The sequence below is a fragment of the Nocardioides humi genome, from assembly GCF_006494775.1.
Taxonomy (GTDB): domain Bacteria; phylum Actinomycetota; class Actinomycetes; order Propionibacteriales; family Nocardioidaceae; genus Nocardioides; species Nocardioides humi.
Genome location: NZ_CP041146.1, coordinates 1,792,126 through 1,812,914 on the forward strand (window position 1 = coordinate 1,792,126; position 20,789 = coordinate 1,812,914).

A 20,789-nucleotide genomic window follows, 5' to 3' on the forward strand; every position below is an offset into this window, starting at 1 on the left:
AGCGAGTTGCGGTGAACGGGGGGTGAACATCGCGAAGCACGGCCGCCGGGATTCTGAGCGGGACCCCGCGCGCGCCGTACGATCGAGATGTGGATCCGACGACGCAGGCCTTCGTGGCCGCGCTCCTCGGCGCCCTCGTGGCGGGTGGCGCCATGCTCGCATGGCACCTCAGCGACCGCCAGCAGCGTGTCTACCAGATGCCCGAGGAGCCGCTCGTGCCCGACGGTGTCGCGGCGGTGCTGTCGGTGCTGCGCAGCAGCGCGGTCGTCGTCGACGAGTCGGACGCGGTCGTCAAGGCCTCCGCGCCGGCGTACGCCATGGGCTTCGTCCGCGGGACCACGCTGCTCTCCGACGAGCTCGGCGTGCTGATCCGGCAGGTACGCCGCGACGGGCAGATCCGCGAGACCGAGCTGATCGTGCCGCGCGCGGCCGGGGCGCCGCGCCATGTGACCGCCCGCGTCGCGCCGCTGGGCTCGCGGCTGGTCCTGGCGCTGGTGGAGGACCGGACCCGCGAGCGCCAGGTCGACGCGGTACGACGCGACTTCGTCGCCAACGTCAGCCACGAGCTCAAGACGCCGATCGGCGCGATCCGGCTGCTCGCCGAGGCGGTCCAGGACGCCGCGGACGACCCCGACGCCGTCTACCGCTTCGCCTCCCGCATGCTCACCGAGAGCGACCGGCTCTCGCGGCTGATCCAACAGATCATCGAGCTCTCGAGGCTGCAGGGCGACGAGCCCCTCGACTCGCCGGTGCCGGTGTCGATCGACGACGTGGTCGCCTCGGCGGTCGACTTCGTCGACATGAACGCCGGCGCCAAGGACATCCAGGTCATCGCCGAGGGCGAGGAGGGCCTGAAGGTGCTCGGCAGCGAGAAGCAGGTCGGCGCCGCGGTCTCCAACCTGGTGGCCAACGCCGTGGCCTACTCCGAGCCGAACTCCCGCGTCGTCGTCACCCGCAAGCGGGTCGGCCACAACGTGGAGATCTCCGTCATCGACCAGGGCATCGGCATCCCCGAGCGCGAGGTCGAGCGCATCTTCGAGCGGTTCTACCGGGTCGACCCGGCCCGGCACCGCTCGACCGGCGGCACCGGTCTGGGGCTGTCGATCGTCAAGCACGTGGCCGCCACCCACGGCGGCGAGGTGCGGGTCTGGTCGGTGGAGGGGCAGGGCTCGACCTTCACCCTCGTCCTGCCGCAGCACCCGCACCACGAGGCGGACGGGCCGTACCTGCGGCTCGCGCCGCTCGCGCCCACCCCGGAAGCGCCGGGCGGACGCACGAAGGATCAGGAGGACGCATGACCCGGGTACTTGTCGTCGAGGACGAGGAGAGCTACAGCGACGCGCTCGCGTACCTGCTCCGCAAGGAGGGGTTCGAGGTCGCCATCGCCGCCGACGGCAACGAGGCGCTCAAGGAGTTCGACCGCAACGGCGCCGACATCGTGCTGCTCGACCTCATGCTGCCGGGCATCCCCGGCACCGAGGTGTGCCGCACCATCCGCCAGACCTCCAACGTCCCGGTGATCATGGTGAGCGCCAAGGACGACGAGGTCGACAAGGTCGTCGGGCTCGAGCTCGGCGCGGACGACTACGTCACCAAGCCCTACTCCCCGCGCGAGCTGGTCGCCCGGATCCGCGCGGTGCTCCGCCGCGGCATCGGCGACGAGCTGCTGCCGGACACCCTCGAGGCCGGTCCGGTGCGGATGGACGTCGAGCGGCACGTCGTCACCGTGGACGGCACCGAGCAGCGGCTGCCGCTCAAGGAGTTCGAGCTGCTCGAGATGTTCCTGCGCAACCCGGGCCGGGTGCTGACCCGCGGGCAGCTCATCGACCGGGTGTGGGGGTCGGACTACGTCGGCGACACCAAGACGCTCGACGTCCACGTCAAGCGGCTGCGGGCCAAGCTGGAGCCGGAGCCGAGCGAGCCGAAGTTCCTCGTCACCGTCCGCGGCCTGGGCTACAAGTTCGACGTCTGATTCGACGTCGGAAAATCGCGCGACCGTCGCGGCACCCGACCCCTACGGTGGGCGGGTGCCCGACATCCCGACCGAGACCGATGGGACCGATCGGACCGGCACCGCCGGGCTGCTCCCGCTCGCCGCGGTCGGCGTGACGCTCGTGCTGTGGGCCAGCGCGTTCGTCGGCATCCGGCACCTCGCCCACGACTTCTCGGCCGGCGCCCTGTCCCTGGGCCGGCTGGCGGCGGGCGCCGTCGCGCTCGCCCCGGTCGCCCTCGCCCAGGGGCTGCCGCGCCCGAGCCGCGGGCAGTGGCTCTCGATCGTCACGATCGGCGTGCTGTGGTTCGGGATCTACAACCTCTCGCTCAACGCCGGCGAGCAACGCGTCGACGCCGGGACGGCGTCGATGCTGATCCAGGTCTCCCCGGTCCTGATCGCGGTGCTGGCCGCCCTGTTCCTCGGCGAGCGCTTCACCGCGCAGCTCGCCGCCGGCCTGGCCCTGGCGTTCTCGGGGGTCGTCGTGATCGGCCTGTCGACCTCCGGTGGCGAGAGCACCGGCGACCTCCTCGGTGTGGTGCTGTGCCTGGTCCCGGCGGCGGCGTACTCGATCAGCGTGATCCTGCAGAAGCCGCTCGTCGCCGACCTCTCCGCCGTCCACGTCACCTGGCTGGCGTGCACGGTCGGCGTCGTCACCTGCCTGCCGTGGGCGGGGCGGCTCGTCGCCGAGGCCCGGGACGCACCGGTGTCGTCCTCGCTGTGGCTGGTCTACCTCGGCGTGTTCCCGACGGCGATCGCCTTCACGACCTACGCCTACGCCCTGCGGCACATGACGGCCTCCGCCCTGGGCGTGACGACCTACCTGGTGCCGCCGCTCACGATCGTGATGGGCCTGCTGCTCCTCGACGAGGTCCCGCCCCTCGTCGCGTACGCCGGCGGCGTGCTCGCGCTGCTCGGCGTCGGCGTGGCGCGGCGCTCCCCCACCCGGCGGCCCGTCGCGGCCCCGGTCGTGCCGGGTCAGGAGCCCTGAGCGTCGACCTCGATCACCACGTCGGCCGCGGGCTCCGTGCTCGCGACGGTCGTCGCGTCGGCCTCCGCGGCCCGGCCGCCGGCGGCGACCACGCAGCCGACCAGGATCAGCGGGAAGCCCACGAGCATGCCGGTCGTGAGCCGCTCGTCGAGGAGCAGGACGCCCAGCAGGATCGCCACCGCGGGGTTGACGTAGGTGATGATCGTCGACCGGGTCGGGCCGGCGACCTTGATCAGGTCGAGGAAGATCACGAACGCCAGCGCGGTGCACACCAGGCCGAGGACGACGATGCTCAGCCAGACCTTCGCGGGCAGGTCGGTCGGCGGGTCGAGCACCCCGAACGGGGAGTAGACGACCGCGGTCAGGGTGAGCGCGCACGCCATCACCCCGAGGCCGGACAGGTCGGCGAACCACCGGGCCAGGATCAGCGGGCCGGTCGCGTAGCAGACCGCCACGCCCAGCATCTCGGCGACGGCGAGCACGTCGATGTGGCCGATGTCGAGGCCGACCAGGCACGCCACACCCGCGAACCCGAGCACCAGGCCGACGCTCTGGGCGGCGGTGAACCGCTCCGCGTGGCTGGTCACCAGGAACGCCAGCGCCCCGAACAGCGGGACGGCCGCGACCAGGAGGCCGGCCAACGAGGAGGAGATCCGCTGCTCGGCATGCCCCAGCAGCACCCACGGGACCATGATCTCGATGACGGCGAACAGCGCCAGCGGCCGCCAGCGGGCGAGCACGGCGCCGACCTCGCGGCGTACGAGCGCCACCGGGAGGAGCACCAGCGCCGCGAGCGCCGTGCGCAGGAAGACCAGCCCGGCCGGGGAGACGTGCTCCACCGCGATCCGGATGAACAGGTAGGGCAGCCCCCAGATCAGGCACATCGCCAGGAACAGCGACCATCCGCGCTTCGTCACGGGAGGACTCTAGGGACCGCCTCCGACATCGTCGCCGACTTTTCCACCGGACCATGTCGAGAAGCCGTCGGCGGCTCCGTCCCAGGGGTGGAAGGCGGCAAGATGGCCGTCTCGGACCCAAGGAGATGCACGATGGCGAAGTACCTGTTGCTCAAGCACTACCGCGGCGACCACGCGATCGCGAAGGACGACCTCGTCCCGATGGACCAGTGGACGCCGGAGGAGGTCACCGCTCACATCGAGTTCATGCGGCTGGTCGCCGACGAGCTGCGCGAGCGGGGTGAGTTCGTCGACGAGCAGGCGCTCTCCCCCGAGGGCACGTTCGTGCGGTACGACGGCGAGGGCCGGCCCCCGGTCACCGACGGGCCGTTCGCGGAGACCAAGGACCTGATCGCCGGCTGGATGGTCATCGACGTCGACAGCCAGGAGCGGGCCTACGAGGCCGCTGCGCGGCTGTCGTCGGCGCCGGGTCCCGGCGGCCGGCCGATCCACGAGTGGATCGAGGTGCGCCCGTTCTACGGCGAGCCGCCGGTCGTCACCGAATGACCGAGGACGAGTCGGACCTGGGCGCGCTGCTGCGCGATCTCACCCCGCAGGTCCTCGGGGTCCTCGTCCGCCGCGGAGCCGACTTCGCGGCGGCCGAGGACGCCGTCCAGGAGGCGCTGATCGAGGCGCTGCGGCACTGGCCGGAGGACCGCCCGGACCATCCGCGGGCCTGGCTGGTGAAGGTCGCCGGCCGCAAGCTGCTCGACGCCCAGCGCTCGGCGTACGCCCGCGAGCGGCGCGAGCTGCGGGTCCATCTCGAGCCCGAGCCGGGCCCCTCCGAGCAGGCCGACGACACGCTGCTCCTGCTCAGCCGCTGCTGCCACCCCGCGCTCACCCCGGCCTCGGCGATCGCCTTGACCCTGCGCGCCGTCGGCGGGCTCACCACCGCCCAGATCGCGGAGGCGTTCCTGGTGCCGGAGGCGACGATGGCGCAGCGGATCACCCGCGCCAAGCGCACCGTCGGCGGACAGCGCTTCGACCGGCCGGGCGAGGTGGGCGCGGTGCTGCGGGTGCTCTACCTGATCTTCAACGAGGGCTTCACCGGAACCGTCGACCTCGCCGAGGAGGCGATCCGGCTCACCCGGCAGCTCGCGGCCGCGACCGACGACCCCGAGGTCGACGGCCTGCTGGCGCTGATGCTGCTGCACCACGCGCGCCGGCGCGCGCGGCGTACTCCCTCGGGCGCGGTGGTGCCGCTCGCCGAGCAGGACCGCTCGCTGTGGGACACCGCGCTGGTCGCGGAGGGGGTCCGCGTGCTGCAGGACGCGCTGGCCCGCGACGCGCTCGGCGAGTACCAGGCCCAGGCCGCGATCGCCGCGCTCCACGACGACGCGGCCAGCGCGGAGGAGACCGACTGGCCGCAGATCCTGGAGTGGTACGACGAGCTGCTCCGGCTGGCCCCGAGCCCGGTGGTGGCGCTCAACCGCGCGGTCGCGGTGGGCGAGGTCGACGGCCCGCTGGCCGGCCTGCGCCAGGTCGAGGGGCTGCCCGCGGACCTGCCGCGGCGCGACGCCGTCGCGGCCTGGCTGCACGAGCGGGCCGGCGACCGTGCGGAGGCCGCCCGCCGCTATGCACTGGCCGCGGAGCGGGCGACGAACGCCGCGGAGCTGGAGCACCTCACCCGGCAGGCGGCCCGCCTCCGCCATGCCGGGGACGCGGGACCGGGCTGATCGAAGAGCCGGTATCACCGGGGTGCGCTGGCGGGTCCGTCCCCTGTCAGTACCTCTCCCGGAAGGACCAGCCATGCGCCGTCTCATCCTGACGACCGCGGGCGTCATCGCCCTCGGAGGCCTCACCGGCCTCAGCACCGCAAGCCCCGCCCAGGCGGGCGTTCGGACCGTCACCCACCCGCCGGCGATCCCCGTCGCCAGCCTCAGCACGAGCGTGGCGACGGTCAACGTCGCCAACCTGCCCGGCACGATCACCGACGTCGACGTCGTCCTCAACAACGTGTTCCACACGTTCCCCGCCGATCTGGACATCTTCCTCCAGGCGCCGGGGTCCACCGAGGTCGTCCGGCTGATGTCGGACACCTGCGGAGGCGGCGGCACGCCCCTGGCCGGGGCCTTCCTGACGATCGACGACCAGGCGGGGACCAGCATGCCGCCGGCCGGGCCGTGCCCGACGGGCTCCTACCGGCCGACCAATGTCGGCACGGGCGACACCGCCCCGGTCGGGACGACCATCGTCGACACGCTGTCGACGTTCAACGGGCGCGACGCCAACGGCACCTGGACGCTCTTCGTGACCGACGACGCCGCCGGCGACGTCGGCCAGCTGGCGGGCGGGTTCACGCTGACGATCACCACGGACGACACCCCCGGCGACACCACCATCACCAGCAAGCCCAAGAAGGTCAGCAAGAAGAAGAAGGCCACGATCGCCTTCACCGCCGACAAGGCCAACGTGACCTTCGAGTGCAAGGTGGACAAGAAGGTGTGGAAGGCCTGCGTCTCACCGCTCACCGTGAAGAAGCTCAAGCCCGGCAAGCACCGGGTCCGGGTCCGTACCGTCGGCGCCTCCGGCGTCGTCGAGAGCACGCCCGCGGTGGCGAAGTGGAAGGTCCGTCGCTGACGAAGCGAGAAGCGGGGACACGTGGGGACAAGGAGGCGGATCGGCCCGGCCGGTCCGCCTCCGGTCGCGCCCGCTACCGCAGCGTGCCGAAGAGCGCGTCGAGATCCGGACCGGGGACCGCGCCGTCGAAGCCGTCGAACCGGCCCTCCACGAGGCCAGCGGCAGCGCGCCCGAGCCCGCCCCAGGCCGCCCGCGCCAGCGCACCGCCGACGCTGACCCGGCGCACGCCGAGCCCGGCGATCTCCGCGAGGGTCCGCGGGCTCGGGCCGCCGACGAGCAGGTTGACCGGCTTGGGGGCGACCGCCGCCACCACCGCGGCGACGTCCGCCGGGGCGCTGACGCCGGGTGCATAGAGGCAGTCGGCGCCGGCGGCGGCGTACGCCCGCAGCCGGTCGAGCACGTCGGCCAGATCGGGGCGGCCCGCGATGAAGCCCTCGGCGCGCCCGACGAGGAGTACGTCGTGGCCGCTGGCGTCGATCGCCTCCCGGGCCGCGGCCAGCCGCTCCACCGCCACGTCGAGGTCGTAGAGCTCGCCGCCGGCCGCGTCCTCCACGGACAGGCCCGCGACGCCGGTCTCCACGGCGAGGGCCACGCTGGTGGCGACGTCGTCGGCGGTCTCGGCGTACCCGTTCTCGAAGTCGGCGTTCACCGGCAGGCCGGTGGCGGCGACGATGTCCGCGAGGTGGTCGAGCGCCTCGTCGCGCGTCGCCGAGCCGTCGGGCCGACCACGGCTCCAGGCCGCTCCGGAGCTCGTGGTCGCCAGCGCGGCGAAGCCGAGGCTCTCGAGGTAGCGCGCGGAGCCGCGGTCCCACGGGTTCGGCAGCAGGAAGCAGCCCTGCTCGTGGAGGGCGCGGAAGGCGGCGCGGCGCTCGGCGATGCTCGTCATGACCACGACGGTAGGCCGGGCCACCGACATCAGTCCTGCCGGTCGGCCTCCAGCCACCCCCGGAACGCCTCCAGGTTGGCGGTGGACTCGCCCCGCTCGATCCGCCACGCCCACTCCTTGCGGATGGACGACTCGAAGCCGAGCTCGAGGATGGTGTTGAACGCGGAGTCGGCGTACTCCAGCACCGAGCCGAGCAGCCGGTCCAGGTCGTCGGGGTGACCGACGAGAGCGGGAGGCGGGCGTCGAGGTAGATGTCGCCGTGGCGGTCGAGGCCGAACGCGACGGCGTACATCCGCATGTTCCGCTCGAGCAGCCACCGGTAGACGCGCTCGAACTCCTCGTCGGGACGGCGGCAGACGAAGGCGTGCACGCCGAGCGCGTGGGGGCCGAGGTCGAGGCGGACCGGCGTCTGCAGCTTGCGCTCGCCGGGGAGCGAGAAGCCGAACGTGCGCTCCTCGGTCTCCTCGAAGGCGATCTCGTTGTCCTCGAGCCAGGTGCGTACGACGTCCGCCGGGTTCGTCATCCGACGCGTGCCTCCTGTCGGAGCAGTGCGTGCGCCCGCTCGTAGACCTCCACCGTGTGGGCGGCGGTCGCCTCCCACGAGAACTGCCGGGCGTGGGCGAGGGCGCCGTCGGCCAGCCGGTCCCGGAGGCCGGGATCGGCGACGACCCGCTCCAGCGCGCGGGCCCAGTCGCGGGGTCGTGGGTGTCGACGAGCAGGCCGCTGTGACCGTCCCGGACGACGGTCGTCAGGCCGCCCACGGCCGCGGCGACGACGGGGGCGCCGGAGGCCTGCGCCTCGGCGGCGACCAGGCCGAAGGACTCGTTGTAGGACGGGACGGCGACGAGCGTGGCCGCGGCGTACCAGCCCGCGAGCTCGGGCTGCGGTACCGGCGGCACGAACCGCACGACGTCGTCGATGTGGAGCTCGGCGGCCAGATTGGCCAGCGCGGCGGGGCGCTCCAGGCCGGTGCCGGAGGGGCCGCCGACGACCGGGACCACCAGCCGCGGGCGGAGGTCGGGGCGGCGCACGAGCAGCTCGGCGACCGCGCGCAGCAGCACGTCGGGGGCCTTGAGCGGCTGGATCCGGCCGGCGAAGAGCAGCACGAGGGCGTCGTCGGCGAGGTCCCGCTCGCGGCGGGCCAGGCGTTGCTCGGCGCGGGTCAACGGCCGGAAGACCTCGGTGTCGACGCCCGGGTGGACGACCTCGACCCGGCCCGGGTCGGCGTCGTACAGGTTGATCAGCTGCTTGGCCTCGAGGTCGGTGTTGGCGATGAGCACGTCGGCGGCGTCCACCACCTGCTCCTCGCCGATCACGCGGGCCTGCGGCTCGGGGGTGTCGCCGGCGGCGAGGGCCTCGTTCTTGACCTTCGCCATGGTGTGCATCGAGTGGACCAGGGGCACCCCCCAGCGGTCGCGGGCGAGCGCGCCGACCTGGCCGGAGAGCCAGTAGTGGGAGTGGACGACGTCGAAGTGGCCGGCCGGCTGGGCCGCCTCCTCGCGCAGCACCTCGCGGGCGAACACGCAGAGCTGGCCGGGCAGCTGGTCCTTGGTCAGCCCCTCGAAGGGCCCGGCGTGCACGTTGTGCACCGTGACGCCGTCGCGGACGGGGACGACGGGGTCGAGCCGGGAGCTGGTCGCCCGGGTGAAGATGTCGACCTCGATGCCGCAGTCGGCGAGCCGACGGGCCAGCTCGACGACGTACACGTTCATGCCGCCCGCGTCCCCCGTGCCGGGCTGGTCGAGCGGCGAGGTGTGGAGGCTGATCATGGCGACGCGACCGATCGTCTCCCCCATGCCACCTCCTGCTTCTCTGGCTCGCGCGCGCAACGCCGGTCGATCGGTCAACCCTCCCAGTGTGCCCGGCATTCCCGATCGACCAAGATGGAGTCCATGACCACACCCATCGCCGTCGTCACCGGAGCCTCCAGCGGCATCGGCGCCGCCACCGCCCGCCACCTCGCCCGCGCGGGCTTCGAGGTCCTCTGCGCCGCCCGCCGCGCCGACCGGATCGAGGCCCTCGCCACCGAGATCGGGGGCCGCGCCGTGGTCTGCGACGTCACCTCGGAGTCGTCCGTCGCGGCGCTGGCGTCGGCTGCCGGCCCGCGGGTCGACGTACTCGTCAACAACGCCGGCGGAGCCTTCGGCCTCGCGCCGGTGGCCGAGGCGGACGCCGACGAGTGGCGCCGGATGTACGACGTCAACGTGCTCGGCCTGATGCAGGTCACCAAGGCGCTGCTCCCGGCGCTCGTCGCCAGCGGCGCGGGGATCATCGTCAACGTCGGCTCCACCGCCGGCCGGAGCGCGTACGAGGGCGGCGCCGGCTACACCGCCGCCAAGCACGGCACCAAGGTCGTCACCGAGACGCTGCGCCTGGAGCTCTACGACCAGCCGGTGCGGGTCTGCGAGGTGGCGCCGGGCATGGTGCACACCGAGGAGTTCTCGCTGGTCCGCTTCGACGGCGACCAGGCCCGCGCCGACGCCGTGTACGCCGGCGTCCCCGACCCGCTGGTCGCCGACGACGTCGCCGACGCGATCACCTGGGTCGCCACCCGGCCGCCGCACGTCAACATCGACGAGCTGGTGATCAAGCCGCGGGCCCAGGCCGCGCAGCACAAGGTGCACCGGACTTCCTGACCGTCTCTTGCGCTTGTTGACCGTTGCAACGGGCAACAAGCGCGGGAATCACCGCCGAAGCGGCGATTCCTGCAGCGGCCGCCTCAGCCGAGCGCGCGATCCAGCGCGGCGGTGACGTGCAGGGTCGTGCAGGGGAAGACGGGGATCTCGGAGTCGGCCTGTCGGATGAGCAGCTCCAGCTCGGAGCAGCCGAGGATGACACCGCCGGCGCCGGCGTCCCACAGCTCGCTGATCATGCCGACGACGGCGCGGCGGGAGTCGTCGACGACCTTCCCGTGCACCAGCTCGTCGTAGATGATCCGGTTGAGCTCGTCGTGGTGGGCGGCGTCGGGGACGAGGACGCCGAGGCCGTGGCCGGCGATCCGGTCGGTGAAGAAGGTCCGGGACATCGCGAACCTCGTGCCGAGGAGGGCGACGCTCTCGACTCCCTCGGCCTTGCACGCCTCCGCGACGACGTCGCCGAGGTGGAGCAGCGGGATGGAGACGGCGTCCTGGACCTGCTCGGCGACCCGGTGGAAGGTGGTGGTGCAGAGCATGAGGAAGTCGGCGCCGGCGCGCTCGACGGACTCCGCGGCCGAGCGCAGGATCGCGGCCACGCCGTCCCAGTCCTCGTCCTCCTGGAGGGCGGTGACCTCGGCGAAGTCGACCGACGCCAGCACGGTCTTCGCCGAGTGCAGGCCGCCGAGCCGCTCCTCGACGCCGCGGTTCAGCGCCTCGTAGTACGCCGCGCTGCTCTCCCAGGACATGCCGCCGACGAGCCCGATGGTCTGCATGGCGTGAGTCTAGGACCACCGCGACGATGCGAGGGGGACGGTCCAGCGCCAGTAGGCTGGTCGCTCGTGTCCCAGACTCGTCGTACCGATCTCCGCAACGTCGCCATCGTCGCCCACGTCGACCACGGCAAGACGACCCTCGTCGACGCGATGCTGCACCAGGCCGGTGCGTTCAGCGCCCACCAGGCCGAGGGCGTCGCCGAGCGGGTGATGGACTCCGGCGACCTGGAGCGCGAGAAGGGCATCACCATCCTCGCGAAGAACACCGCGGTCCACTACAAGGGCCCGGCCGCGCAGGAGCTCGCCGGCGGCGAGATGACCATCAACATCATCGACACCCCCGGCCACGCCGACTTCGGCGGCGAGGTCGAGCGCGGCCTGTCGATGGTCGACGGCATCGTGCTGCTGGTCGACGCGTCCGAGGGCCCGCTGCCGCAGACCCGGTTCGTGCTGCGCAAGGCGCTCAACGCCGACATGCCGGTGATCCTCGTGGTCAACAAGACCGACCGCGGCGACGCCCGGATCGACGAGGTCGTCGACGAGACGTACGAGCTGTTCATGGACCTGCTCGACGACTCGCACAGCCAGGACGCCCTCGACTTCCCCGTCGTCTACGCCTCCGGCAAGGCCGGCATCGCGTCCCTGCAGAAGCCCGAGAACGGCGCGCTCCCCGACGGCGACGGCCTGGAGCCGCTGTTCCGCACCATCCTGGAGACCATCCCCGCCCCGAGTACGACGAGGGCGCGCCCCTGCAGGCCCATGTCACCAACCTCGACGCCTCCCCCTTCCTCGGCCGCCTCGCGCTGCTCCGCATCAAGCAGGGCACCCTGAAGAAGGGCCAGCAGGTCGCCTGGATGCGGCGCGACGGCGGCGTGAAGAACGTCAAGGTCACCGAGCTGCTGGTCACCGAGGGTCTCGAGCGCAAGCCCGGCGAGTCCGCGGGGCCGGGCGACATCGTCGCCGTCGCCGGCATCCCGGAGATCACCATCGGCGAGACCCTCGCCGACCCGGAGAGCCCGGTCGCGCTCCCGCTGATCCACGTCGACGAGCCGGCGATCTCGATGACCATCGGCACCAACACCTCGCCGCTGGTGGGCAAGGGCGGCAAGGGCCACAAGGTCACCGCCCGCCTGGTCAAGGACCGCCTCGACGCCGAGCTGATCGGCAACGTCTCGCTGCGCGTGCTGCCCACCGAGCGGCCCGACGCCTGGGAGGTGCAGGGCCGTGGCGAGCTGGCGCTGGCCATCCTGGTCGAGCAGATGCGCCGCGAGGGCTACGAGCTCACCGTCGGCAAGCCGCAGGTGGTCACCCGCGAGGTCGACGGCAAGGTGCACGAGCCGTTCGAGCGGCTCACCATCGACGCCCCGGAGGAGTTCCTCGGCACCATCACCGAGCTGCTCGCCAACCGCAAGGGCCGGATGGAGGGCATGACCAACCACGGCACCGGCTGGGTGCGGATGGAGTTCGTCGTGCCGGCGCGGGGGCTGATCGGCTTCCGCACCGACTTCCTCACCGAGACCCGCGGCACCGGCATCGCCCACCACATCTCGGAGGGCTACTTCCCCTGGGCGGGCGAGATCCGCTCGCGCAACTCCGGCTCGCTGGTCGCGGACCGCTCGGGCGCCGCCACGGCGTACGCCATGACGTCGCTGCAGGAGCGCGGCGTGCTCTTCGTCGAGCCCTCGACCGAGGTCTACGAGGGGATGATCGTCGGCGAGAACTCCCGCGCCGACGACATGGACGTCAACATCACCAAGGAGAAGCAGCAGACCAACATCCGGTCCGCCACCTCCGACAACTTCGAGAAGCTCATCCCGCCGAAGAGGCTGTCGCTGGAGCAGTGCCTGGAGTTCTGCCGCGAGGACGAGTGCGTGGAGATCACGCCCGAGACCGTCCGGATCCGCAAGGTGGTCCTCGACCAGAACGAGCGCGCCAAGATCGCGAGCCGGGCGCGCAAGGCGAACAAGTAGGTGAAGGCTCTCGGGCACCGGTGACCCGGCGCCCGAGAGCCTTCGATCGATCCGTCCTAGCGAGTCACCTTGACCTTGGTCGTCGCCGTGACGGGGTCGTAGGCGGCCGATGCCCTCAAGGTCACCGTCACCTTCCACCTGCCGCGGGGCAGCCGGGGCAGGGCGACGACGGCTCGGCCGTCGACCACCTTGGCCTTGACTTTCTTCTTCACACCGCCCTTCTTCAGCACGACCCTGACCTTGCCGTCGACGGGAGCGCCGTCCGAGGCAGCCACCCGCACCCGGATCCGCCCCGGCGCGCTGCGGGTGGGCCTCTTGACCACCTTCACCTTGGTGAAGCCCACCGTGGCCCGCTGGGCGGCCGAGACGACCGACAGCGTCGCCGGCTCGGAGAGGACCGCGCCCCGGGCGTTGGACACCCTGACCCGGAACCGGGCGCCGTCGTCAGCGGTCTCGGCCGCGGCGATGACCAGCCGGTCCGTCGTCTCGCCCTCGACCGAGATCCACGACGAGCCGACCCGGCGCTGCCACTGGTAGGCCAGCCCGGACCCGGTCGCCGTGACGCGGAGCGCGACCGGGTCGCCGACCTTCGCCGAGACCGAGGCCGGCTGGCCCGTGATCACCGGCGCGGTCGCGCCCGCCCCCTGCTCGGCGTCGGTGAGGTCCACGACGGACGGGAGCGGCGCCTTCTTGGCGTCCGCCGCCCCGCCCGAGGAGTACCAGTACGACGACAGCCCGGTGGCGAAGTGGAAGTCCACGAACTCCTGCGGCCACGAGCCCCAGCCGGTCACGCTCCGGTTCTGCGCGGTCTGGCCGGCCGGGACGTCGAGCTCCACGCCGGCGTACTCGGGTGTGATGGTCACCCGGCCCGCCGGGTCCAGCTCGACGTCCTGGTACGTCGCGATGGTCACGTCCTCGACCGGGTCGAGCGGTGTGCGGTCGTCCGGGTTCTCCATGGTCGCCGCGTAGCCGGAGAGGTCGGCACGCAGCGTGCCGGTGCCGTCGGCGGCCACGGACAGGTGCGGATCGGTGAGCGTGAACGGCACCAGGCCGCCGTAGAAGTTGACGCTGAACGAGCCGTCCCACTCCACCGACGCGGAGCCGTCGGCCTCGATCTGCGCGTGTCCACCGGAGAGGCGGACCAGCTGGGTCACCGCGCCGCCGGTCTGGGCCGCACGCGTGTCGTACGACGCCGGGGACTCGGCGCCCGCGGCGTCGCGGTGCACGACGGCGACATCGCCGTCCACGGCGCGGTAGGTCGCCTCGTCGCCGTCGGAGGCGCCGGCCGAGAGGTAGTTCGACCCGCCGAACGGCGGGGCCGACTGCACCTCCTGGTTGCCCGACCACTCCAGGCTCACGCCCTCCAGCGACAGCCCCTCCTCGGGGATCGACACCGCCGGGTTGACCGTCAGCGTCGCCGCCGAGGAGCTGACGGTGCCGACGCCGTTGCTCACCCGCGCCCGGAACCGGGTCCCGCTCTGCGCGACATCGGTGTCGGGGACCATCAGGGAGCCCTCCTCCACGACGAAGTTCTGGTCGTCCTCGTCGATGGGCTGCCAGAAGCCGTTCACCTGCCGCTCCCACACCAGCGCGGGCGCGGGCAGGCCGGTGAAGGTGGTGGTGAAGACGGCCGGGGTGCCCGCGCTGACCGTGGTCGATCGCGGCGGCGCCACGATCGACGGCGCTGCCCGGACGGTGAGCGTCGCGACCTCGGAGACCACGGTGCCGATCTCGTTCGTCGCCACGACGCGCACCTGGGTGCCGTCGTCGGCGGCTCCCGCGGTCAGCTCGAGCGTAGAGCCGGTCTCGCCCTCGACGTCGGCGAAGCGCCGCGCACCGGGCGCCTTGACCTGCCACTGCAGCTCGCCGGTGGAGCCGTCCGCGAGGGCGGCCTCGAAGGTCACCGGCCTCCCGGACTGGCCGGCGTCCAGAGTCACGGTCGCGTCCGCGGGATCGGCGCCGAGCCGCGGCGTGAACCCGTCGAGCTCGAGCCGGTGCACGTACTTGTTGGCCGAGAGCACGTAGACCGCGTCGTCGTGGACCACCGTCCCGGCGATCGTCGTACCGAAGCCGCGGGGCTTGCTCAGTGCGCCGTGGAGGTACATGCGCAGCTCGCGCCCGTTGGAGCTGGCCAGGGCGAGCAGGTCGCCGCTCTGGCGGATGCTGGACTGGAAGCCGCCCACATCGGGGCTCGTCCCGAACGGGATGAGCGGGTCGGCCGACGCGTACTCGTCATCGGTGAGCGCCCAGCGCAGCACGCCATACTTGACCGTCGGGTACTCGGTGTAGTCGGCCGCCGCCTGCAGCAGCGTGCCGTCGTCGAGGATCCCGTATCCGCCTCCCTGGACGACACCCTCGATCGGCTCGACCGTCTCATCACCGGCGTCGCCGACGATCCGGAAGGCACCGACCGCCTGAGCCTGGTAGGTCGCACCGATCGCGACTCCGTGACCGTTGCTCGAGAAGAGCACCGTGCCCGGGGTCGACCCGTCCGGATAGGCGACGTCGCGGTAGGTGTGGCTGCCGTCGGCCTGCAGGGTGTAGACGCGGAGGGCGGCCGTTCCCTGCTGCCAGGAGGCCCAGACCTCACCGGTGGCGGGGTTGACCGCGATGTCGTTGCTCGCACCCGTGCCCGGCACCGGGAGGGTGTCGAGGACCCGCCAGTCGCCGTCCTCGTCCTGGCCGATGACCGTCACCGCGGTGTCGATGACGTACGCCCGGTCGAACTGCGGCGAGTACACCACATTGCGCGGGTTCTGGCCGGGAACGGTGACGGCGACGGCCTTCTCCAAGGTCGCCGCATCGAACGCGACCACCTCGCCGGTGTTGTAGTTGCGGGTCCACAGCCAGTCGTGGTCGGTGTCGTAGGTGAGACCGGTCCCCTGGAAGTCGTCGTGCAGGACGCTGGTGTTGGCGTACGACGGCTGGCCCTGCGGATCCCAGGTCTCCGTCGTGACGACCGGCTGACCACCCGGCCCGGCGTAGCCGAGCGCGACCGGGTCGAGCTCGGTGCCACCGGCGTAGAAGCCGCCGAACGCCGGGGCGCCCGCTGCGCTCAGGCGGGCGGGGATGCCGGACCAGGTCGAGCTGCCGTCCTCACCGGCGTAGGTGCCGGCCTCGGGGTCGAGGGTCGCCACGACGACGTCGGGGTAGTCGACGACCTCGCCCGAGGTCATGTCCTTGCTCGTCATGTCGGCCCGTACGACGCTCTGGTCGCCGTTGAGGTCGACGCGGACGTCGCTGATGTCGAGGTCGAGCTGGCCGTCGTGACCGTCGAAGCTGACGGTGCCCGCGAAGGAGAGCTCGGTCAGGTTGCCCTCGTCGTCGAAGGTGCCGGAGCCGTCCACGAACCGGAAGGTGCCGTCCGCGTTGCGGGTCGCCCCACCGGAGGTGGAGATCGAGCCGTGCGCGATCGAGCCCTCGATGTAGTTGCGGAAGGACGCCTTGATGCCCCAGTCCAGGGTGGCGCCCGTGATCGGGCTCTCGGCCGCCCGCGCCGGCGATGCGCCGGTCGCGAGGAGGCCGAGCACGACGCCCGCCGCGGTCGCCGCGGCGATCAGGCGTCCGGGTCGGGTACGGCGGGTGGTGGCGCGGGAGGGCTCGGGCGGCGCCCACGAGCGGCGCCTTGTCGCTGTCATCGGTGGTGATCTCCTGGGAACGGACCGGACCGTGGTCCGGGCGGGGCCGCCCGAGCGACCGTTGATAAGGTTTGGCAAACCTAAGTTGGCACACCAGAGATCTTCTTGACAAGGAGTCAGAAAAAGAGGAACCGGCTGCGGAGGCGATGCCTTCCACAGCCGGGTCGAGCCTGCTCAGCCGAGCCGTTCCAGCACCATCGCCATGCCCTGACCGCCGGCGGCGCACATGGTCTCGAGACCGAACCGGGCGCCCCGCTCCTGCAGCCCGTGGATGAGCGTCGTGGCCATCCGGGCACCGGTCGAGCCGAACGGGTGACCGAGGGCGATCGCGCCGCCGTTGACGTTGACGCGGTCCGGGTCGAGACCGAGCTGGTCCACGCACGGGAGCACCTGGGCGGCGAACGCCTCGTTCATCTCCACCAGGTCGATGTCGTCGACGGACAGGCCGGCGCGGGCGATGGCCTGCCGGCTGGCCTCGACCGGGCCGAGGCCCATGATCTCGGGGCTCAGCGCCGAGACGCCGGTCGAGACGATCCGGGCCAGCGGGGTGATCCCGAGCCGGGCGGCGCGGGCGTCGCTCATCACGACCAGCGCGGCGGCGCCGTCGTTGAGCGGGCAGCAGTTGGCCGCGGTGACGGTGCCGTCGGGCCGGAAGACGGGCTGCATCGACGCGACCTTCTCCAGGGTCACGCCGGCGCGCGGGCCGTCGTCGGTGTCGACGACGGTGCCGTCGGCGAGGGTGACGGGCGTGATGTCGGTCTTCCAGAACCCGCGCTCGGCGGCCGCCTCGGCGAGGTTCTGGCTGCGCACGGCGTACGCGTCCTGCGCGGCACGCGGCACGTCGCAGTACGACGCGACATTCTCGGCAGTCTCGCCCATCGCGATGTAGATGTCGGGCAGCTCGCCGGCCGAGCGCGGGTCGGCCCACGGCTCCCCGCGGCGGCCCGGGCCGCGGCGCGCTCGGCCGCGGCGGCGTACAGCGGGTTCCGGGTGTCCGGCATGCCGTCGGCCTTGCCCCGCTCGAAGCGGGAGACGCACTCGACGCCGGCGGCGACGAACACGTCGCCCTCGCCCGCCCGGATCGCGTGCAGCGCCATCCGGGTGGCCTGCAGCGACGACGCGCAGTAGCGGTGGACGGTGGAGCCGGGCACGCCGTCGAGACCGAGCCGGAGCGCGACCATGCGGCCGAGGTTGTAGCCCTGCTCGCCCGCGGGCTGGGCGCAGCCCAGCACCAGGTCCTCGACCTCGGCGCGGTCCAGCTCGGGTACGGCGGACAGCGCCGCGTCCACCATCTGCGCGGCCAGGTCGTCGGGCCGCAGCTCGCGCAGCGAGCCCTTGTAGGCGCGGCCGATCGGCGAGCGGGCGGCGGAGACGATGACTGCTTCGGGCACGGAGGGCTCCTGACTCAGGCGTTGGGGGTGTGCTGCAGGAAGGCGGGCCACTCGCCGCCGCCGTCGACGTTGAGGACGGCACCCGTGATGTGGGCGGCGAGCGGCGAGGACAGCAGGACGCAGGCCTGCCCGACCTCGAGCGGGGTGGCGAAGACGCCCCGCGGGATGGTGGCGGCGACCCGCGCGAACTGCTCCGCGTCGCCGTAGTGATCGACCGATCCGGGCGTCTCGACCAGGCCGCAGCTGACCGCGTTGACGCGGACGTCGGGCGCCCACTCCACCCCGAGACTGCCGGTGAGGCTCTCGAGCGCGGCCTTCGCGGCGCCGTACACCGCCGTGCCGGGGCTGGGCCTGCGGGCCGAGATCGAGGTGACGTTGACCATCGAGCCACGCGCCGCCCGCAGGTGCGGGTGGGCCGCGAGGGCGACGTACACCGCGGACATGAAGTTGAGGTCGTTGATCTTCGCGTGGAAGCGCGCGGACGCGGCACCGAAGTCCGCATGGGGCGCTCCCCCGGCGTTGTTGACGGCGACGTCCAGGCGCCCACGACGGCGTACGACGTCCGCGACCCAGGCCGCGACCTGGTCGGCCTCGCGCACGTCGACCGGCGCGAAGTGCGGTGTGCGGCCGTCGACCTCGCGCAGCGACCCGGGGGTGCTGCGGCCGCAGATCTCCACCTCGGCGCCGGCCTCGAGGTAGGCCTGCACGATGCCGTCGCCCACGCCCCGGCCGCCACCGGTCACGAGCACCACCTGGCCGGTCATGTCGATGCTGTACGCCACGGGATCCCCTTCGTCGCCCTCGAGCGACGATCATAGGGTCAACTACCAAGCAAGTGCTAGGTTGCTATCGTCGTCCGCACAGGTAGGAGAGCACGCCCAGCGCCAGCGCCATGGCCAGCACCGCCCCGCCGGCGGTCGGGCTGAGCAGCATCGGCAGCGCGGTCAGCACGGCCACGTCGACGCCCCGCAGCACGCTGCCGTAGAGGTTCGTCGGCACGCCGCCGGCCGGCGTCGAGACGAGCGGACGGCCGTAGTCCGGCGGGCGTCCCGTCACCCAGCGCACCCCCGCGGCCAGGCCGCCGAGGCCGGCCGCCGCACCGAGGAGCGCGAGGTCGGGGCCGGTGCCGTCGAGGGTGCGGTGCAGTGCGGGAGCGCTGAGCAGGCCGTGGCCGACCAGCAGCGCCCCCGGGACGACGACCGCCGCGGCGCGGGTCGGCCCCAGCGCCGTCGGGAACATCCGGGCCATGCCCGACGACCGGGTCAGCACCCGCAGCGCCACCAGGAACGGCAGCACGAGCACGAAGCACACCAGCACCTCGACCAGGACGACCACGACGCCGCCGCCGACCGCCGCGACGGCGTACGGCACCAGCAGGGAGCCGGCGAGCAGCGCCACTCGGCCGGGGTGACGCCGCAGCCGGACCAGGTCGCGCCAGGCGAGGGCCGCGAGCCCCTGCGGACCGCCGCGGCGCGGCCGCACCGCACCGCGTCGGCCGGTGGCGTGGGCGACGAGGACGTCGAACATCAGGGCCAGGTCCAGGGTCGCCAGGGCGCCGCCCAGACCGGGGACGAGCACCCCGCCCGGGGCCACGTCGCGACGGCGCAGCCGGGCGGTGAGGCGTCGTACCCGGAGCAGGAGCACCACGACGGCGACCCAGACCAGCGCCGTGCCGACCGTCCACGGCACCCGGGCGGCCCCGGACACCGACAGCGCGGGGGCGCGGGAGGACGCGATCGCCGCGAGGCCGGCGCCGACCGCGAGCAGGCTCACCGGCCCGAGCAGCAGCGCTGGATGGCGGCTCCGCGGCCCGGTCGCCGTGGCCTGGGCGTGGACGAGCGCGCCCACGCCGTACGCCGCCACACCGGCCGCGCAGGCCGTGAACAACGCCGACGACGGCATCCCGAGTCCGGCCAGGGTCGCGGCGGCCGCCGCGACCGGCGCGACGAGCGCCGCCGCGAGGAGCGTCGTACCGCGGGCGCGGCCGCGGAGCAGCTCGCCGCGGTCGACCGGGGTGGGCAGCAGCCACGCGGCCACGCCCGGGCTGACCGCCACCGGGCCGACCATCCGGGCCAGCGACCACAGCACGGCCAGCAGCGTCCCGACGACCAGCCAGGGCAGCAGTGACCGGGCCGCCGAGCAGTCGGCCGCGACACACGACCGGTCGCCGAGGTCGGAGAGGTTCACCAGGACGCTGATCAGCATCGAGCCGAGCATCAGCACCGCGAACACGCCGATGTACAGGTCCTGCAGCGCCTCGCCCAGGCTCAGCGTCCGCCGGCTGCGGCGCCAGTGCCGGATCTCGGCCCGGAGCTCGGCGACGGCGGCCGGATCGGTGCTCACGACGGCCGGGCCAGTCGGACCACGTCGTCGGCCACGGCCTCGACCAGGACCGGCGAGTGGCTGGCCAGCAGGACCGCGAGCCCGGCCCGCTTCTCGGCCTGCAGCCGGGCCACCAGCCAGTCGAGGCCCTCCGAGTCCAGCCGCTGCTCGGGCTCGTCCAGCACCAGCAGGCGCCGGGGCCGGACGAAGGCACCGGCCAGCGCGAGCCGCCGCCGCTGGCCGGAGGAGAGCGAGGTCGGCAGCTGCCCGGACTGCGCGGTGAGCCCGACCTCGTCGAGCACGTCGTCGACCACGGCGTCCGGGTCCGGCGTACGGTGGGCGCGCGCGAACAGGTCGAGGTGCTCGACCACGGTGAGGTCGGGGAAGAAGTCGAGGTCGTCCATCACCACCGCCATCGCGGCGCGGATGGTGGCCGAGCGCTCGTCGAGCCGCTCCCCCAGCACCTCGACGGTGCCGGCGTCGGCCTGGTCGGCTCCCGTGATGCACCGCAGCGCGGTGGACTTGCCCGCGCCGTTCGGGCCCACCAGGACCGCCGCCGATCCCGCGGCCACCTCCAGGTCGAGGTCCGCCAGGACCCGGTGCTCGCCGAAGGTGCGCGTGAGGCCGCGCACCGACAGGACGGTCCCGCTCACCCG

At 73.0% G+C, this 20,789-nt stretch carries 15 protein-coding genes and 4 pseudogenes; 8 read left to right on the plus strand and 11 right to left on the minus strand.

The features are described 5' to 3' along the window. The first annotated feature begins 89 nt into the window (after nt 1-89). From FIV44_RS08880 to FIV44_RS08890, 3 genes are read left to right on the plus strand one after another with little or no spacing between them, the layout of a single operon-like run. On the plus strand, nt 90-1,298 hold the full coding sequence (locus FIV44_RS08880) for a sensor histidine kinase (RefSeq protein WP_219996355.1): 1,209 nt from the start codon (nt 90-92) through the stop codon (nt 1,296-1,298). Next, nucleotides 1,295-1,972: a response regulator transcription factor gene (locus FIV44_RS08885; RefSeq protein WP_141004123.1), complete on the plus strand. Its 678-nt coding sequence runs from the start codon at nt 1,295-1,297 to the stop codon at nt 1,970-1,972. The genes FIV44_RS08880 and FIV44_RS08885 overlap by 4 nt, the downstream gene beginning before the upstream one ends. A 55-nt stretch (nt 1,973-2,027) precedes the next feature. Further along, nucleotides 2,028-2,981: a DMT family transporter gene (locus FIV44_RS08890; protein WP_141004124.1), complete on the plus strand. Its 954-nt coding sequence runs from the start codon at nt 2,028-2,030 to the stop codon at nt 2,979-2,981. Here the strand turns inward: FIV44_RS08890 and FIV44_RS08895 are convergent. After that, a complete protein-coding gene (locus FIV44_RS08895; protein WP_141004125.1) occupies nt 2,969-3,898 on the minus strand; it encodes a DMT family transporter in 930 nt (309 codons plus the stop codon). The genes FIV44_RS08890 and FIV44_RS08895 overlap by 13 nt on opposite strands. Before the next feature lie 132 nt (nt 3,899-4,030). Between FIV44_RS08895 and FIV44_RS08900 the strand changes: the two genes are divergently transcribed. The 3 genes from FIV44_RS08900 (at nt 4,031) to FIV44_RS08910 (ending at nt 6,517) form a co-directional block, all read left to right on the plus strand. Then, a complete protein-coding gene (locus FIV44_RS08900) occupies nt 4,031-4,444 on the plus strand; it encodes a YciI family protein (RefSeq protein WP_141004126.1) in 414 nt (137 codons plus the stop codon). Further along, complete coding sequence (locus tag FIV44_RS08905) at nt 4,441-5,613, plus strand: RNA polymerase sigma factor (protein ID WP_141004127.1); 1,173 nt, start codon at nt 4,441-4,443, stop codon at nt 5,611-5,613. Before FIV44_RS08900 ends, FIV44_RS08905 begins: the two co-directional genes overlap by 4 nt. 73 nt (nt 5,614-5,686) lie before the next feature. After that, nucleotides 5,687-6,517, plus strand: coding sequence for a hypothetical protein (locus FIV44_RS08910; RefSeq protein ID WP_141004128.1), 831 nt, complete (start codon nt 5,687-5,689; stop codon nt 6,515-6,517). A 73-nt stretch (nt 6,518-6,590) separates the two neighbouring features. On the opposite strand, the gene FIV44_RS08915 is transcribed toward FIV44_RS08910, so the two are convergent. The 3 genes and pseudogenes from FIV44_RS08915 to mshA form a co-directional block, all read right to left on the minus strand. Continuing rightward, a complete protein-coding gene (locus FIV44_RS08915; RefSeq protein WP_219996356.1) occupies nt 6,591-7,403 on the minus strand; it encodes an isocitrate lyase/PEP mutase family protein in 813 nt (270 codons plus the stop codon). Nucleotides 7,404-7,674: 271 nt separating this feature from the next. Beyond that, a pseudogene (locus FIV44_RS32015) lies at nt 7,675-7,926 on the minus strand (YbjN domain-containing protein); the annotation flags it as partial. Between the two features lie 229 nt (nt 7,927-8,155). Then, nucleotides 8,156-9,271, minus strand: a pseudogene (gene mshA / locus FIV44_RS08925) (D-inositol-3-phosphate glycosyltransferase); the annotation flags it as partial. 24 nt (nt 9,272-9,295) lie between these two features. On the opposite strand from mshA, the gene FIV44_RS08930 reads away from it, so the two are divergent. Then, nucleotides 9,296-10,039 carry an SDR family NAD(P)-dependent oxidoreductase gene (locus tag FIV44_RS08930; RefSeq protein WP_141004130.1) on the plus strand — a complete coding sequence of 248 codons (744 nt, stop codon included), beginning with the start codon at nt 9,296-9,298 and terminating at the stop codon, nt 10,037-10,039. An 83-nt stretch (nt 10,040-10,122) separates the two neighbouring features. Here the strand turns inward: FIV44_RS08930 and FIV44_RS08935 are convergent, their stop codons facing one another. Further along, entirely contained in the window at nt 10,123-10,812 is a 690-nt protein-coding gene (locus tag FIV44_RS08935) for an aspartate/glutamate racemase family protein (RefSeq protein ID WP_141004131.1), read from the minus strand. 66 nt (nt 10,813-10,878) lie between these two features. Between FIV44_RS08935 and typA the strand changes: the two are divergent. After that, nucleotides 10,879-12,782 (plus strand): annotated as a pseudogene (gene typA, locus FIV44_RS08940) (translational GTPase TypA). A 56-nt stretch (nt 12,783-12,838) separates the two neighbouring features. On the opposite strand, the gene FIV44_RS08945 reads toward typA, so the two are convergent. From FIV44_RS08945 to FIV44_RS08965, 6 genes and pseudogenes are all read right to left on the minus strand, one after another. Continuing rightward, nucleotides 12,839-16,420 carry an HtaA domain-containing protein gene (locus FIV44_RS08945; RefSeq protein WP_141004132.1) on the minus strand — a complete coding sequence of 1,194 codons (3,582 nt, stop codon included), beginning with the start codon at nt 16,418-16,420 and terminating at the stop codon, nt 12,839-12,841. A gap of 174 nt (nt 16,421-16,594) precedes the next feature. Further along, complete coding sequence (locus FIV44_RS33955; RefSeq protein WP_425465161.1) at nt 16,595-17,299, minus strand: acetyl-CoA C-acyltransferase; 705 nt, start codon at nt 17,297-17,299, stop codon at nt 16,595-16,597. Nucleotides 17,300-17,487: 188 nt separating this feature from the next. After that, a pseudogene (locus FIV44_RS33960) lies at nt 17,488-17,862 on the minus strand (thiolase family protein); the annotation flags it as partial. Beyond that, nucleotides 17,826-18,593 carry an SDR family oxidoreductase gene (locus FIV44_RS08955; protein ID WP_141004133.1) on the minus strand — a complete coding sequence of 256 codons (768 nt, stop codon included), beginning with the start codon at nt 18,591-18,593 and terminating at the stop codon, nt 17,826-17,828. The pseudogene FIV44_RS33960 and the gene FIV44_RS08955, both read right to left, overlap by 37 nt. Before the next feature lie 64 nt (nt 18,594-18,657). Continuing rightward, entirely contained in the window at nt 18,658-20,154 is a 1,497-nt protein-coding gene (locus FIV44_RS08960; protein ID WP_141004134.1) for a DUF6297 family protein, read from the minus strand. Next, nucleotides 20,151-20,786, minus strand: coding sequence for an ABC transporter ATP-binding protein (locus FIV44_RS08965; RefSeq protein ID WP_141004135.1), 636 nt, complete (start codon nt 20,784-20,786; stop codon nt 20,151-20,153). The genes FIV44_RS08960 and FIV44_RS08965 overlap by 4 nt, the downstream gene beginning before the upstream one ends. Nucleotides 20,787-20,789 lie beyond the last annotated feature (3 nt).